Origin of the sequence: Nostoc sp. 2RC (assembly GCF_014222165.1) — a bacterium.
Classification (GTDB): Bacteria; Cyanobacteriota; Cyanobacteriia; order Cyanobacteriales; family Nostocaceae; genus Nostoc; species Nostoc linckia.
This window is the reverse complement of sequence record NZ_JACKZU010000171.1, coordinates 1-16,777: the sequence shown is the minus strand read 5'-3', so window position 1 is coordinate 16,777 and position 16,777 is coordinate 1. Positions and strand designations below refer to the sequence as shown.

At 39.7% G+C, this 16,777-nt stretch carries 9 protein-coding genes; 5 read left to right on the top strand and 4 right to left on the bottom strand.

The genetic code is table 11. The features are described 5' to 3' along the window. Nucleotides 1–1,861: 1,861 nt before the first annotated feature. A complete protein-coding gene (locus GNE10_RS19325) occupies nucleotides 1,862–2,317 on the top strand; it encodes a response regulator (protein WP_099071372.1) in 456 nt (151 codons plus the stop codon). 39 nt (nucleotides 2,318–2,356) lie between these two features. Here the strand turns inward: GNE10_RS19325 and GNE10_RS19320 are convergent, their stop codons facing one another. Both GNE10_RS19320 and GNE10_RS19315 read right to left on the bottom strand, forming a co-directional pair. Then, nucleotides 2,357–3,499 (bottom strand): hybrid sensor histidine kinase/response regulator, encoded by a 1,143-nt coding sequence (locus GNE10_RS19320; RefSeq protein ID WP_185566557.1) that lies wholly within the window; start codon nucleotides 3,497–3,499, stop codon nucleotides 2,357–2,359. 36 nt (nucleotides 3,500–3,535) lie between these two features. Beyond that, nucleotides 3,536–4,870: an ATP-binding protein gene (locus GNE10_RS19315; protein WP_185566556.1), complete on the bottom strand. Its 1,335-nt coding sequence runs from the start codon at nucleotides 4,868–4,870 to the stop codon at nucleotides 3,536–3,538. Nucleotides 4,871–6,445: 1,575 nt separating this feature from the next. Here GNE10_RS19315 and GNE10_RS19310 point away from each other — a divergent pair. Further along, complete coding sequence (locus tag GNE10_RS19310; protein ID WP_099071377.1) at nucleotides 6,446–7,171, top strand: response regulator transcription factor; 726 nt, start codon at nucleotides 6,446–6,448, stop codon at nucleotides 7,169–7,171. 134 nt (nucleotides 7,172–7,305) lie between these two features. Here GNE10_RS19310 and GNE10_RS19305 read toward each other — a convergent pair whose 3' ends face one another. Further along, on the bottom strand, nucleotides 7,306–8,670 hold the full coding sequence (locus GNE10_RS19305) for a lipid-A-disaccharide synthase-related protein (RefSeq protein ID WP_185566555.1): 1,365 nt from the start codon (nucleotides 8,668–8,670) through the stop codon (nucleotides 7,306–7,308). 438 nt (nucleotides 8,671–9,108) lie between these two features. Between GNE10_RS19305 and GNE10_RS19300 the strand changes: the two genes are divergently transcribed. Further along, nucleotides 9,109–11,202: an outer membrane protein assembly factor gene (locus GNE10_RS19300; protein WP_185566554.1), complete on the top strand. Its 2,094-nt coding sequence runs from the start codon at nucleotides 9,109–9,111 to the stop codon at nucleotides 11,200–11,202. 324 nt (nucleotides 11,203–11,526) lie between these two features. Here the strand turns inward: GNE10_RS19300 and GNE10_RS19295 are convergent, their stop codons facing one another. Beyond that, nucleotides 11,527–12,318 carry a DUF3598 family protein gene (locus GNE10_RS19295; protein ID WP_221642904.1) on the bottom strand — a complete coding sequence of 264 codons (792 nt, stop codon included), beginning with the start codon at nucleotides 12,316–12,318 and terminating at the stop codon, nucleotides 11,527–11,529. 356 nt (nucleotides 12,319–12,674) lie between these two features. Between GNE10_RS19295 and GNE10_RS19290 the strand changes: the two genes are divergently transcribed. Both GNE10_RS19290 and GNE10_RS19285 read left to right on the top strand, forming a co-directional pair. Next, complete coding sequence (locus GNE10_RS19290; RefSeq protein WP_185566552.1) at nucleotides 12,675–14,282, top strand: serine/threonine-protein kinase; 1,608 nt, start codon at nucleotides 12,675–12,677, stop codon at nucleotides 14,280–14,282. Between the two features lie 416 nt (nucleotides 14,283–14,698). Further along, on the top strand, nucleotides 14,699–16,777 hold a 2,079-nt coding region (locus tag GNE10_RS19285), incomplete at its 3' end, for an alkaline phosphatase family protein (RefSeq protein WP_185566551.1).

Below are 16,777 nucleotides of genomic sequence, written 5' to 3'. Positions count from 1 at the left end.
CTGTGTAATAGTATTTATCAATAAAAACAAAAAAGCGCCACTATAGTCTAATAAAAATATAATAACATCAAAAAGACATAAAAATACTATTTATATAAAAACAAGTACCTGTGTAATTGTGAACAATATCGGTGTTGACTGTTGACTGTCAACAACCTTAACATCTAAATATTTGACAAATTATAGGAATTTTATTTAATTTTGAAACAAAATTTGGTACATTTTACTCTTTTATAACCCTCTTGCCTATTACCTATTGCTTATTGCCTGCCTAGATAGATATGTTCATTAATCAAATCGGACGGCTATATTTAATTCTGCCAATCACAACAGATGCGGATGGTAAATGTAATTAATCAAGAAAGGCTTGGTAGTTAACCAAGCCTTAGGTAAGAGTAGAGTCTATCAGGAGAATTTAGTCATTTTAACTGAGGAATACATCTGTCTAAAGAGAGTAGACAAATATCTTATCAATTTATTTATAAATATCTATACTAATAATAAAAAGGCTTAGCGGATTGCTAAACCTCCTTAGAAAGCAGTTATTCGACACACCAGAATTAATTTAAACTTGGTCTTCGTTATAGTCATCTTCCTCTAGGATGTATTGAATATTTATGAAATCTGATAAGCTTCCTTCGTTGCATCTAAATTACTGTTGACTGTTGACGCTTGACTGTCAAATAACCTCATGAGTAATTCCAGTTTTGTATCATTTAGGAATAGATCGAGGTTTGGAATCTAGAGAAAATTCAATAAAATTAGGACACATATTTGATTTTTGAAATATAGGTAGCATCTATCCAGGACTTTAATCCATAATCCTTTCATCGAAAATTGGTATTATTGCTTCGTTGTGGCGGTACGTAGTGGAACCCAAGGAATTCTCGAAAATCTTGGATTATAGCAGTCCGATTTGATTTATAAACATATCGTATGTAGGTAGGCAAGAGGCAAAAGGCAATAGGTAAGAGGTTTATAGAAAATTAAAGGGTAGGGAATTTTGTTCGCAAATTAAATAGCAGTCCTATAGCTGTGGGATTTTGCTACATTCTCTAACTGAATTTACATTTATACATTTACAGCAGTTTTCAGGTATTTAGGCCAAAATTGAGGCGGAGAATTGGGAGTAGTGAGTAGCGAGTGGTGTAGTTGAATTACTTGAAAATCGCTGTAATTAAGTATTAAAAATTATTAGCGTACGGAGTCGCCATTTTCTATAATCTTAAGTTAAGTGCAATGATTGAAAAATCAACTTATGCTTCAAGTTTATGGTAAACTAATGAACAGTTTAGAATGGCTATATTTAAATGTTTGTGCTTAGCAAAACTCTACAATACTTAGCTAATTTTTTACTAATTTAAATGTCAGTTAAAATACTGCTTATATGTTCATGCATTCTATTACATTTGTCAAAAAATGAAATTCTATTTGTGAAACTTGATAGAATAAATGATAACTATTAAAGTCTATTGATTACTTAGACCTTAGTAAATAATTTGACAATTAATAGTAGGATTACTTAATTTGTAGTATCTTTTTTTTAATCTGTTCGCGTAATATTTTAAGCAATGGTGTTGCAAGTAATCATTTGAACTTTCTAAAGCTTTACTATATAAATTTATTATGAACCAATTAAGAAAATATTTCGCAATTTTGCGTATGATTGAAAAGTATCTGCCCATGCTGTAAGTTTGAGGTTCTTTTACCTCAATCTTTTTTGTTTGGGCAAGGACGATCGCCTAAGTCAAAGTAAAAGAAAACCATTACCTCAGTAACCGTTATTTTATCGTTTTGAGGAAGTCTCGTCTGTATATCTCAAGAAAGACAATGAATCCTAATAAAATGTTCTGGAGAAGAGATGTATTTGGCACATTCATTCACGAATGATGAAAAAAAGCAAAACTCTCACCAGCCTTTGATTTTGGTAGTGGAAGACAATAATGATAGTCTTCTGTTGATTAGCTATGCTCTAGAGTCAATAGGTTGTAGATTCATTTGTCAGACAGATTGTTCTGCAACGGTGTTGGTAGCTAAAGAATATCAACCAGACTTGATATTGCTAGATATTTTATTACCAGGTCTCAGCGGTATTGATGTTGCATATCATTTGAAGCAAGAACCTCTAACTTACCAAATTCCAGTGGTTGCAGTCACAGCCTTAGCCACTAAGGAGGATCGAGAGCGTATTTTGAGAGCTGGTTTTAATGATTACATTAGCAAACCCTACATGATTGAGGATTTAGAGGCTGTAATTCGTCGGGCGCTAAAGGGAGAATTCAGTTTTCACTCAGCTTTTGAGGTTTGCCAAGATTAGTAATGTAGCAGGGTTTTTTGGTGTCTGGATTTTACGGTGTCAACTGCTATATTCAAGGTTTTTGGGTAGTTCGACAGTGAATAAACTGCCTTTACCTACTTCAGAAGTGACTTGGATAGTTCCTGTGTGTGCTTCTACAATTCGGTGGGATAGATGTAGTCCTAAACCACTACCTGAACGTTTGTTTCTGCCTTGCCGAAATCGCTCGAAAATTGTTGCTTGGTCTTCAGGCGCAATTCCATATCCTGTATCTTCTACCTCAATTGTTACCCAATCTTGAAGTTTAAAATTTTTTGGTGATTTTTCAAAAATGCGGACTGTGATACCTCCTGTGTCTGTAAATTTGATGGCATTTGCAATTAAGTTGTATAGTACCCGTCTGAGTTCAAAGCGATCGCCCATAACTATAGCAGTATTTTTATCCTCTGGGTTTAATCCACTAGTATCTACTTTCAAAGTCAAATTTTTTTCATTAGTCAGAGGTGTGATTTCACTCACCACTTCTTGAGCGATTTCTGCCAAATCGCATATTTCCCAATTTAAAGTTTTTTTACCTGCTTCAAAGCGATAAACTTCTAGCATGGTGTTTACCATCTGCATTAAATTTTGGTTACTGCGAATCATGACGGCGATCGCTTTTTTCATTTCCGGCGAAATTTTGCAGAATGTTTCCATCTCAAACAAATTCAACATGCGATCGGCCGCTACCAACGGAGTTCGCAAATCGTGAGTCAAGCGGGAAACAAAGTCTTCTCGCTGGCGCGCCATTTTTTGTTGTTCGTCGAGACTGTGTTTGAGGCGTAAAAGCGATCGCACTCTCGCCAAAAGTTCATCGGTATCAAATGGTTTGCGAATAAAATCATCAGCACCAGCATCCAAACCTTCCACAACGCTAGATTCATGGAAAGCAGTAATCAACAAAATTGGGATATAACTACTAATTGCACGGTTATTGCGAATCCGGCGGGTAACTTCATAACCATCCATCCCCGGCATCATTACATCTAATAAAATCAAATCCGGTGGAGATTGTTCAATTTTTCGCAAAGCAGTTATCCCATCTGAAGCTAAATCAACTTCATAACCTTCACTTTCTAGAATCGTTTGTACCAAAATCAAATTATCTCGCGTATCATCAACTGCGAGAATGCGATCGATTTTATAATTTTCAACTACAGACATGATTTATCAACTTTTATCAATTTTTTTAGCAGTAACTTATAGTTTAAATTTGGGAGAACCTATGGGTGATTTTCTCCCTGGAGCAGATGATTGATGGGGATTTTTAGCAGAACAAAAAACCCCATCTTTTTCCCAATGTAAGCTTTGAGGCTCCACTGCTACAGTTGCTAATGTTACTTGACGTGGCAATTCTATTCTAAACATTGAACCGATGCCTAGTTGGCTCTCTAGAACTATTTTGCCACCCATCATTTGTACCAATGAATCTACAATAGCTAAACCCAGACCAGTGCCTGGATATTTCCGAGTAATAGTTTGATCGACTTGGCGAAATGCTTCAAAAATAAGTTTGAAATCTCTAGGTGCTATACCAATACCTGTATCTTTAACGATAATTGCCACTCGATTAGCCTGTAGTTCCTTAATCTCAACTAAAATTTCACCGGATTCTGTAAACTTTATGGCGTTAGAAAGCAAGTTGATTAAGATTTGTTTAACACGAAATGGATCGTTAAATCCCAAAGGATTTTGTAAATCGATTTCCACCAGCAATGAGAGATTTTTCGCCTCTGCTAAAGAATGCATTTCTCCAACAGCTGTGTTTACGATCTTAGAAATATCAAATATTTCTGGCTTTAAGTCTAATCGTCCAGACTCCAACTTAGAAAAATCCAGAACTTCATTGAGCAGCATTAACAAATGCTTACCATTATTTAAAATGCGCTCAACCATATCCGCTTGTTGGTGTGTTAGTTGACCGAACTTTGGACGCAAAAGTATTTGTGAAAAACCAATAATCGCATTCATTGGCGTTCTCAGTTCGTGGGACATGGTAGCTAAAAAATGTGATTTTAGCCGCGATGCTTCCAATAATTTAAAGTTTTGGATTTGAATTTGTTGCTGTTGTCTTTCTAATTCTTGGTTTTTACGAATCAGTTGTTCGTGACTTTCTCTGAGTTGCTGGTTTGCCAAAGCTGCCTGCATTTCAGCACGATGAACTCGAATGGCATTCCGCAAAATATGTGCCAATATTTCTGAGGATATTCTAGACTTAGAAAGATAGTCTGTAGCACCAGCTTTCATTAATTCAACAGCGATTTGTTCATCTCCTTGTCCAGTTAGGACTACTAGAGGAACTTTGATATCCGAAGCGCGTATGTTTTGGATGAGAGTTAATCCATCTTGGTCTGGTAAGCGATAGTCAAGGAAAACACAATCATAAGTTGTGGTGCTTAATACAGAAAATGCATCATGACCATCGCTGACTTCAGACAGATGCATTTGCACGCCGGCTTTTGTCAAGGCACGACGTACTGCCATCCGGTCTACTTCGTCATCGTCTACAACCAAAATTTTCAGCGTCTCTTCCATCGGTTTTAATTTTCGCCGTAAAACATAGGTTGATGTATAACATTTCTCTTTTCAGATTATCCTATTAAAGAATGTAAGATTTTCTGAGATCTAAAATCTGTAACTTAATTAACTAAGACCTTTTGTAATATATCCAAGTATGTTAAAAATTCCCAAATCAGAAAACTTGAAAAATCAAAACAATATTTCCCAAATCAGTATACCAATCATCGGAGACTCGCGATCGATTCTGACTTTTGAATGGCAGCTGTCATAAATCTCTTGACCAGAGTAACATGCTGCTTCATAATGGAAGCTAATTTCTGAAACTAAATCAGCAATAGTAATATTTATTTGGCATATCTTCTTGAGGAGGGTAGCTGCGATCGCCGCCCTACATTCTAGCTGTCTCTAGTTCATCACCTGGAAAGTCAACTAGGTTAAAAATATTAATTTTCATGAATGTAATCTTGACATTCATCAATATTAAAGAAATCCCAAAAATCAACAACGGCACATTGTCGTTAACTGTTGACTGTCAACTGTCAACGCCAAACAGTTATTTTTGGACTTGGAATTCCCTTAATTTTTTTATCCTCCATTAGTAGTAGACTAATCACAGTTGCAGGTGTTTCCTGAGAGTTAATTTTTGCTTGTTGTATGCAGAATATGGTTAATTGACTTATGTATTGGCACTAAACTGCTAGCTTGTAACCAATACCTCAAAAGCAATTAGCAATTAACAAACTAAAAAATATTGAACTCAAGACAGTAAACAAGGCTAGTATAAAGTAAAATAAAATACTTTATAGAGCTTAAAACAATTGTAAATGAGTCAGTTCACAACCGTCGTCAGTCATTAGTGAGAGTTGCACGCTATTATTGTGTACCATAAGCTTGAGCAGTTTTACCCATCAGTTTGGTCAGACGAGGTAAATAAAGAAGTACTAGGTGTACTTAATTTATAAATTTTAAGGAATCTTAACCTCTTGGAATTATTGACAGTGTTGACTGTTGACTGTTGACAGAGCAGTGAAGAATTAGAGTTTATTCTCCTTATCCCCACCTCACCATCCCCCCATCTCCTTTGTCCACATTCCTGGCTTTGCACAAGATAATAGTAAATAACCAGGGGATCGTAGAAACTAAAAGCTGATTTTTGCACAAAAGTGAGAAATTTAGTATTCGTATCAATATTTCATCCTTTTTGTGCAACTCACCATATATCTCCGGCTAGATTTGTACTCTATCTAAATATAAAAAATTAGGATATTTATTATTTCTATCGGTGGATGCAGAGTTATCAAAAGATCATCTATCTTTGGTTTGGGAAAATAAAGCGTAGGTAAGAAATCGCCGCTCAAGATGAGGCAGTGCGCTGGAAGTGTTTATCAACTTCCTAACGCCGAACCCTCTTTCTTAGCAGCTGCCGTTCATAAGTCATAATAGAGAATGAATCTAATATAATTGATATATGGATTCATTAAGTATGATGGTGATTCTTGAACTATTTTGACTCCTAAATTCTTAACAGAAAAAGTAATTACAAAAGGTAATACTTTAAAAGATGCAAACAGTGTAAGAGTGAGTGTAGCGATGAGTGAAATTAGCATTATTTTAATTGAAGATCATGATTTAACACGAATGGGACTAAGGGCCGCATTACAGTCTCACAGTGCATTAAAAGTGATTGGTGAAGCTGCAAACGCTACTCAAGGATTAAAACTTTTGGAAACGGCAAAGCCAGATGTAGCCGTTGTCGATATTGGCTTGCCTGACATGGATGGTATTGAACTGACCCGTAAATTCAGACGTTATCAAGCGGAAACTGGGGGACAGCCAGCAACCAAGATTCTCATCCTCACAATGGATCATACAGAGGATGCCGTACTTGCGGCTTTTGCGGCAGGAGCAGATTCTTATTACATGAAAGAAACAAGCATCAGTAAATTAACTGAGGCTATACAAGCGACTTATGGTGGCAACTCTTGGATCGATCCCGCCATCGCCAATGTAGTTTTACGGAAGATGCGCCAAGGAATTCCTGGAGAAAGCCAAAGTTCTGACAAACCAAAAACCGTAAAAATCGAAGCTTTAGCCACAGAATACGAGCAAGTTTTGGAAACATACCCCTTAACCCAACGAGAATTAGAAATTTTAGAATTAATTGTCGCTGGATGTAGCAACGGGCAAATTGCCGAAAAACTCTACATTACAGTTGGTACTGTCAAAACCCACGTTCGGAACATTCTCAATAAACTCTGTGCTGATGACCGTACCCAAGCTGCTGTTAGGGCTTTGCGTTCTGGGTTAGTAGCGTGAGGGATTGGGGAGATGGGGAGATGGGGAAATGAGCAGGCTCTTGAGGCAGGGGAAAAGGTTAAAGGGAAAAGGGAAAAGGAATAGATTTAATCTTTCCCCTTTTCCCCTTACCCCTTTCCCTTTCCTCATGTCCTTCATCCCAACCTTTCTTGCAAACATTGGGCAATGCGTAGTGCTGCACCTGGTTTTCCCATGCGGCGCACTCCGTTTTCGGCAATTATTTGCAAATTATCGGGATCTCTGAATAAGGACTGTACTATTTTTGCAACTTCCGCTGGCTGCTCAACTAAAATCAAAGATGAACCTAAAAGCCGACTTTGCGCTTGAGCGAAGCCAAGGTTATATTGAGGCCCTTTGCCGGGAATAGCGATCGCAGGTTTCCCTAAACCAATAAACTGTTCTGTAGCTGTACCCGCCATTGCGATCGCCACATCTCCTAAATGCAAACAGTCATTATAAGCTTGTTGTGTTAATACTAAATATGCATTTCTTTGCTTAAATGTCAAGACATTTGGGTCTGGAAGTGAGATAGGACATTCTGATGCAGTTCGCCAGCCTTGGGATTGTACCCTTTGAGATAAGATATTACAGTCTAGACCAGGGGCGATGGCAGCTAAAAACACCAAAGTGCCAGAGGTGTGGAAAGTAGAATTTCGCTGTTGCAAACTTGTTAGTAATGCAGACACAGCGATGGTAATACTTTCCCAATTATTGTAAGCTTCTGGCGGACGGGAACCAGGCAAAAGAGTCACTACAAAAGGTCGCACAGTTTCCTGTTGGTGGCTAGCTACACTATAAAATTGTGAAGATGAGAATGTAGGTTCTAGACCATCCATCATCGGATTACCCAAACTCAAAGCCGGAATTGGCCATTGTTTTAATATTTCCGTTGTTAGCGCATCTCTGAGAAACACCGCCTGACAACGGCGACGACTCATTAACCAACGTTCCCAAGGATGATACACTGAACCAGAAAAGTTTTCCCAACTTCCACCCTGGGATTTTTTTGGTAACAAGCCAACTTCATCTCGCACGTGATATTCTGATTTTGCCGTACCAACAAAAGCATAATTAGCACCGCTCAAAGCCGCAAACAACAATGGCACAATATCTCCCACAGCTAAAATTGCTCTCTTGTTACCCAATTTTTTTTGAGAATTTACCCAGCGGCGAATTGCCTTCAATTGACTAAAGGTGAGTTGCAATAAACCACCGCGTACATCCCGCGCCAATTGGCGTCCATCCATATAAATAAAGCCACCAGAAGGCATAGTGCGTACTGAACCGATGAGAGGAATATTCAGTTGTTCATAAGCACGTCCTTCACCCACCAGAGGTAAAGCAAATATTTCTGGTGGATTTGGTTGTCGCTGGAGTTCTTGTAAAATACGAACTGCAATTATATCTTCTCCATGTCCGTTACTTAATACAAGTAATCGCAAACACGAACTTGCAGCTTGGGAATTAGAAGCTAAGGATAAGCGAGATGCATTACTCATAGGATTTTATAGTTGTACTGTGACTATCCAGTAATGGTGATATCATGCCGTAAAATTATATTTTGATTATTCTGGAATTCACCGATTAATGCCTAGCCAATCTCACAGTGTATAGGAATCTGATTTGGTATAAGGTAGAATTGCAAAGCTTTGCGTACCTGAAAATTTATATTTTTCAACGGTTTTCACTACTGGGAATCCTATTCTCGGTAACACAGCAAAGTTGCTGTGAAACAAAAAATCAAAATTAACTGTCTATGTGGGTAAGAGATATAAATAAGGAATTTTGCAAAGTAATTTGTAGTTAGTATTATCCTTACTACTTTACTTGAGTTGAATTAATACTAAATTCCTAAAGGATGTATTGTTTGAAATTGTTCAAACAGTCTTTTAGTCAACATTTATAATCCCAACTTTCAGTTAATTAAGTTAAATATTATGAAAATTTCTACTACGGCAATTTTGACTTTAGCAACTTTAGCTGCTGGCAATGTTACTCAGCAAGCCACAGCTGCATCTGCTAAAACTGTGACTCCAACTGCAAAACCTGATAATTTGGTAGTGCCAGTAATTGAAGAAACTCCCACACGAATAGAAACAATTGCTTCTCCAGAAACTATAGTTGCACAACAATTTTCCCAAAATCCCCTGCCAGTAACTACAACTGCAAATAAAAATTCGCCAGTCATTTTAAAACCACCAGCCACACTCATACAAAACCAACCAAACAAGGTTAACTCCTCTGAAACACCATTTGCGATTCCCTCGTCTCCCTCTCTCCAAACCCCTGTAATTAACAATGATTTAGTGGTGACAGCCACAAATGTACAAATAGTGGGGGCGAATCAAGAATTGCAAGAAATCATTCGCAAAGTAATTAAAACTCAGACTGGTGGAGAGACTAGTCAAAGCCAGTTACAAAAAGATGTGACGGCGATTTTGGATACAGGTTTATTTAGTAATGCCACTGTGAATAGTCAAAGTACATCTACTGGGTTGAATGTAGTTTATCAGGTGCAACCGGTAATAGTGCGATCGCTGCAATTATCTGGGGCAAAAGTCCTGACTTACCAAGTCGCCCAACAGCGTTTGCAATCTCAAATTGGTAGCGCTATCAGTCCGGCTGCACTCGAACAAGCAGTGACACAAATTAACAAGTGGTACGCTGACAATGGTTATAACTTAGCACGGGTGCTATCAATTAAACCCAGTCCTCAAGGAATTCTCACCTTGAATGTTGCTGAAGGCTTGGTGGGGGATATCAAGTTTCGCTTTGTTGGTGACGACGGTAAAACCGTAGATAGTAAAGGTAATCCCGTGGGAGGACGCACCAAACCAGATTTTCTCCAACAGCAACTCAAGCTAAAATCCGGTGAAGTTTTCCAAGAAAATGTAGTTAAACAAGACATCCAACAGCTATACGCCACCGGCTTATTTCAAAGTGTGAATGTTGCTTTGGAAGGAGACGCCACAAAAGTTGATGTGGTTTATCAACTCAAAGAAACTGGGGCGCGTGGCGTGAATTTGGGTGGTAGTTACAACGCCGAACAAGGATTGATAGGTACAATCAGCTATCAAGACCGCAATGTCGGTGGTGCTAACGATACTTTAGCGTTGAATGTTGGCGTTAGTAGCCGGGACTTACAGTTTAATAGTAAATTTATTAGTCCTTACCGAGCAACTAACCCCGATCGCTTGGGTTACACTGTGAATGTTTTCCGCAATGGCGAACTTTCTCAAACCTTTGACGATGAAATTAAGTTAGCCAACGGCGATAAAGTCCAAGAAGGTCACATTGGTGGTGGCATCAGTTTACAACAACCAATAGACGGCTGGAATACCTCATTAGGACTGAATTATAACCGGACTACTATCCGCGATCGCCAAGGTAATGTTACCCCAACAGATGCCCAGGGCAATCCTTTATCCTTCAGTGGTACTGGTGTGGATGACCTAACCACCGTATCCTTCACCGCCACCAAAGACCAACGAGATAACCCCCTTAATCCTACTAAAGGTTCCGTGTTGAGTTTGAGTACAGAACAATCTGTGCCCGTTGGTCAAGGTAATATTTCTCTCAATCGCCTCAAAGCCAATTACAGCCAATATTTACCAGTTCAATTATTTAGCAGCAAACAGCCACAAGTATTTGCAGTCAATGTCCAAGCTGGTACTGTCATTGGCGACTTACCGCCCTACGAAAGCTTTAACTTGGGTGGTTCTAACTCAGTGCGGGGTTATGACTCCGGAGAAGTTGGTAGCGGTCGCAGTTATGTCTTAGCTTCGGCGGAATATCGCTTCCCGGTTTTACCAATCGTCGGTGGTGTATTGTTCGCTGACTTCGCCTCCGACTTGGGTTCCGGTGATACTGTATTGGGAAATCCGGCGGGTGTGCGAGACAAACCAGGTTTGGGTTTTGGTTATGGCGCTGGAGTACGAATTGATTCACCCTTGGGCTTAATTCGGGCTGATTATGGTTTTAATGACCAAGGAGAAAGCCAATTACATTTAGGTATTGGACAACGGTTTTAAGAAGAAGAATTCAGAATTCAGAACTCAGAACTCAGAATTAGATAAGACTTACACAAGTACTATAGCAATCTGAATTGAATTATGAGAAAATACGTAGATTCAAAATCAAATTTACAAGTAAAATTTTATTCAGTCTTGGCGATTAGAAATCGCGGCTACACAGACGAAACCCGCCTACGCGGGTTATTCAATGAAGTCCACGTAGGTGGACTTTGTTTGTGTAGTAGCGAATTCTATTCGCCCAATGGGTTCTAAATTTGTCATGAATGATTCAGGATTGCTATATTTATTTCATCATGATTTAGGATTGCTATATGCTTGCGATCAACGCTGGAATTTTTCTAAGTTAAAGCTTGTAAATCCAGATATGTTGAAATGACGAATACCCCGAAGCAATAAAGTAGGATTTACAAGCCATTGTACTGCCAAAAAAAACTCTGTTCCACTTTCTATATATCGTGGAATACTGATTGATACACTATCTTGCAAATGCAAAGTCAGATAATTTTTATTTAAATCTTCTAGTTGTATCCATGCAGTTGGGACTGCGGGTGATACTATAAAGTCAGGGGTCATTTTGGTGATTACTCCTTGCCAACCACTTAATTCATTTGCAGCAGGTAAAGGAGATTCATTAACTATACTGTCTAAATGTTCAGAAATTATCAAAATATCTAAAGTATTATTTTCGTTATATCTAGCAACTGCACTTCTACGCCTATCTTGATGCTTAAAACCAGTTTCAAAAAAGAATATCGAACCAGGTTTTACTTCTGAAGAACCCCAGGAAAAGCTATCATTAAAATGAAGGGATCTGATGTGAGGTTTGAGATGCGGCCCATAGGTTTCTAATTTGTTTGTTCCATCAACATAGGTAGAATAATTCTGATGATTCATTTGACTGCCATCGCTGTTTAAATGGAAGCTTCTAACACATTGATGAGACTTAATTAATTGTCCTTCCAAGTTATAAACGTTCCAGGTTCCGTGCCAGTCTCCGATATGAGTGCAAAAATTCTCCCAGTTGATAAGTTGGGCATTTGTGATGATTTCTGAATTCATTGCCAGGTATTGTTTAGATGATTTTTTGCTATAGACACGAATAATAATATACAAATTTGAAATTTGAAATTATATGTAAAAATTATCAGTAGTGCAGATTGAATTGCTGTTTGAGCTTGTAGCAATTACCTTGTCAAGTAGTAATTCCCCCTAAAATCCCAAAGATAAAGCACAGCTGGAGTCTGTTTTCTGCTGCAAGATTTCTTGACTATCGCGCTATCCTATGAAGAAGATAAAATTGTTGCGATCGCTGGGGAGGTTTTTCCCACCAAGGCAATTCCCAAAAGGAAATCATCCCATAGATAGACGGGCAAAAACCGCGTCATCCTAAAAATATGCGAAAATTTGGGGAAATATCTTAAAAATCAGGACTAGCTAGTTATCTGCTCACTCAAGACTCAGGACTTTCTATGTTAGCAGGCACAATTTTACAAGATGGAAAATATACCCTAATCCAAGAAATAGGGCGTGGAGGCTTTGGCATTACGTACAAAGCTAAGCATCACTACTTGGGTCAGGAGGTGGTGATGAAAACCATCAATGAACGGCTGCGACAACATCCTGATTTTGCCAAATTCGAGCGCCAATTCCAAGATGAAGCCAGACGATTAGCTACTTGCATCCATCCAAATATAGTCCGAGTCAGCGATTTTTTTGTGGAAGCTGGGTTGCCTTACATGGTGATGGAATACATTCCTGGGGAAACTTTGGGCGACGCATTTGTGTTACCAGGAATACCTTTACCGGAAGCCACAGCAATTCATTATATCCAGCAAATCGGTGCGGCCTTGCAGGTGGTACACAATAACGGTTTGCTGCACCGGGATGTGAAACCAGACAATATCATCCTGCGCCAAGGAACCCAGGAAGTGGTGTTGATTGATTTTGGCATTGCTAGGGAATTTAATGGTGGAGTTAGACAGACTCACACAGGTTTGGTTTCAGAGGGTTATTCTCCCATTGAGCAGTACCTAACCCAAGCACCGCGCACACCCGCCACAGACGTTTATGGTTTAGCTGCAACCTTGTATGCCCTGTTGACAGCTCAAGTTCCCATGCCGGCATTATTGCGCGATCGCGAGCAAATGCCATCCCCCCGCGAACTACAACCACATTTAAGTGCAGCTGTCAACCAAGCAGTAATGCGCGGTATGGCTGTAGAATCTCGTTTTCGTCCCGCCACCGTTGCCGAGTGGCTACAATTGCTACCGGGGAGTGGAGTCAATATCACACCCCAAGTTTTACCGACCTCGGCGGTGCAAACTATTAATTTATCTGCACAGCAGGCGGAAACTCTCATTGGCAAAAATTTCAAAAAAGCCAAGCCCCAGAAAACTCCACACCTTCAAAAACAGCAGTCATCTAAAATATTTCTTGGTATTGGTATAGCTGTAGTTGCCGCCACAAGTGGATTTGCCATCACTAAAATGTTACCCAAATCTCAGCCGCAGCCAACCGCCAAACCACTTTTTCAACAGCCGACTCAAGAACCAGCCGCCAAAGTACCGAATTCAAGCGATACATCTTCCTCTGCGTCTCCAGAAACCAACACCACCTCAAAAACTGAATCTGCACGCACCTCCAATTTCCGGCAACGTCGGCGCATTCGTCCTTCTTCTCAAGAAGAATCTTCTAGCAACAGTGCCACAACAGAATTACAACGCAATAATTCCCAACAATCAACACCTCCCCCCTCACCTTCCGTTGCTCCCACACCGACGCTAGTGGAAAAACTACGGGCAATTCGCTCATCTCGTAATGCTTCACCACCAACATCACCGAATAAAAACTCACCCACCTCTAATCAAAATCCTGTTACTCCTAAACCCATAATTCCTGCCAATTCTGTGGTAATACCATCAGAAACACTACCGCGAGACTTCAGACCCCCAACCTCAGATCCTTCTGCTGTGGTAGTACCTACATTAGAAAAGCAAAATTCACCAGCTGAGAGTCAAACACCAAAAGACCAGAAATTAGAAAAACAAACGCCAGATAATAATGGCAATGAGCAATAAACTTGCAAGTTTATTGCTAATAACTAAATGTCTTGAATTTTGAATTCCTAATCTTAACTCAATACGCTTCAGTTAAGGTTTTTTGATTAAAATTCTAAATTCTAAAGACGCTATAAATCGCCGTCTCTACAAAAATCATTCCTTCGTAGAGACACGGATTTATCGTATGTGTTGCCTTAACCGAACAATATTGAATCTTAACTGGTTCATAATTTTCCTTAAATATTGAACAACTATCTTGTGAAGCATTGACTAAAATTTTCTGCACTAATTTGTGTAGACATTAAGCATTTTGTCGCCCAATACTACTCAGGTTTCTGTAGGCAATCTTTTTGCATTAGTTGAGCTTACAGATAAATAAATGCTGCGTAGCGTAGGCATCGCTCGTAGCTTGCAATACTTAAGGAGTAGTGGATATGGCTGATACAAACAGCAGCGCTAGAAATGTCATTATTTTTGTTGCAGATGGATTGCGTAATGGTTCTGTAAATCCCATTGATACCCCGACTTTATATAGCATCCGCCAGCAGGGAGTTAATTTTACCAACAGTCATTCGCTATTTCCGACTTTTACCACACCAAATGCTTCTGCGATCGCCACTGGACATTATCTCGGCGATACAGGTGACTTTAGCAACACTATCTATACTGGTTTTCCTACCCCCAATGCTAGTGGTAGTGTGACGCCATTCATCGAAAATAATGCGGTTCTGGGAGATATTGACGAAAAATTTCCTGGCAATAACTTTCTTGATGAAGAATCACTACTGTCCTACGCACGGGAGCAAGGTTTCAACACCGCAGCAATTGGGAAGCTAGGGCCAGTTGCCATTCAAGATGTCACCCAAGTGAATCGAGAAGGCGGCACGGCTGGAAGTATTCCCATCCCAGAGACTGTAATCATTGACGATCGCACTGGTGCAGCAGCTAATCCCACAACAAGTTCGCCTCAAGCTGTACCACTCGATCCTGATATCGTAGCTCGTTTACAAGCAGCTGGACTACCTACCACAACTCCAGGTAGAGGAGCAAATGGTAATTCTGGCAATAACACAACTCCGGGAACTACAGTTGCCAATGTTGACCAACAACAATTTTTTATCGATGCCATCACCAAGGCAGTTCTCCCGAAGTTTCAAGAAGAAGATAAACCATTTGTATTGGTCTACTGGTCAAGAGACCCTGATGGAACTCAACACAATCAAGGTGATAGCTTAAACAGTTTGACACCAGGCATCAATGGTGATATTTCCAAAGCTGGGGTTAAGGATGCTGACAATAACTTAAAACAGCTTCTTGATTACCTCAAAAGTACGGGTTTGGACAAGACTACTGATGTCTTCATTACTTCTGACCACGGTTTTTCCACCATCAGCAAACAAGTTATTGATAATCAAGGCACAACAACCAATAGTTATGCCGCAACTCAAACCTATGCTGGCGTCAATGCTGGGTTTCTACCACCGGGATTTGTTGCCATTGATTTGGCTCACGATTTAGGTCTACCTCTATACGACCCCGATAAAAATACAATCGCTCCTCTAGATATCAGTAACATTCAGTATGCTGTTGTTGATGCAACACAAGGTCAACGTCCCACAGCCGGGAATGGTGTAATTGGCGGTAGCGGTCAAGTAATTAATGGCAAACTCGACTCAGGTACAAAAATCGTTGTCGCTGCTAACGGTGGTTCGGATCTGATTTATTTGCCAAAGGGTAATGCTGACTTAGCAAAACAAGTAGTAAATTTGCTCTCGCAAAAGGACTACATTAGCGGTATTTTCGTAGATGATGCCTATGGAAACATTCCAGGTGCTTTACCGCTAAGTGCCATCGGACTAAAAGGTGATGCTCAAACCCCCACTCCCACAATTGTCATCAATTTCAAAACCTTTAGCACCGACCCAAATAACCCAAACAACCCTCAAACTGAGGTAGAAATTGCTGACACCAGCCTACAACAAGGACAGGGGATGCATGGCAGTTTTGGTCGGGGTGATACCTTCAATAACATGTTGGCTATTGGCCCAGACTTCAAATCAAGTTATGTAGATTATGCACCTGTCAGTAATGTCGACGTAGCACCGACCCTTGCTCAGATTCTGGGTTTGGATATTCCTAGTAACGGCAATTTGAAAGGTCGCGTCATTGCAGAGGCACTAGTGGGAGGGCCTGATTCAGTTCCGTTCACCCAAGGAACTTTGACTTCACAAGCAGCTACTAATGGTGAAACAACAATTCTGAATTACCAAAGTGTAGGCAATACTCAGTACTTTACAGCAGCCGGATTTGGCGATCGCACTGTTGGACTAAATACATTAGATGTCGATTTTGGTTCTACAAGTAGTGATGATGTCACCCTCAAGTCCAAGGAAATCTTATTTACAGGTGATGGTGCAGACTTTGTAGAAAGCACTAAAGGTAATACAATCCAAACTGGAAGCGGTGAAGATACGGTGTTAGTTGGCAGTGACTCTTCAGTATCCGCAGGGGAC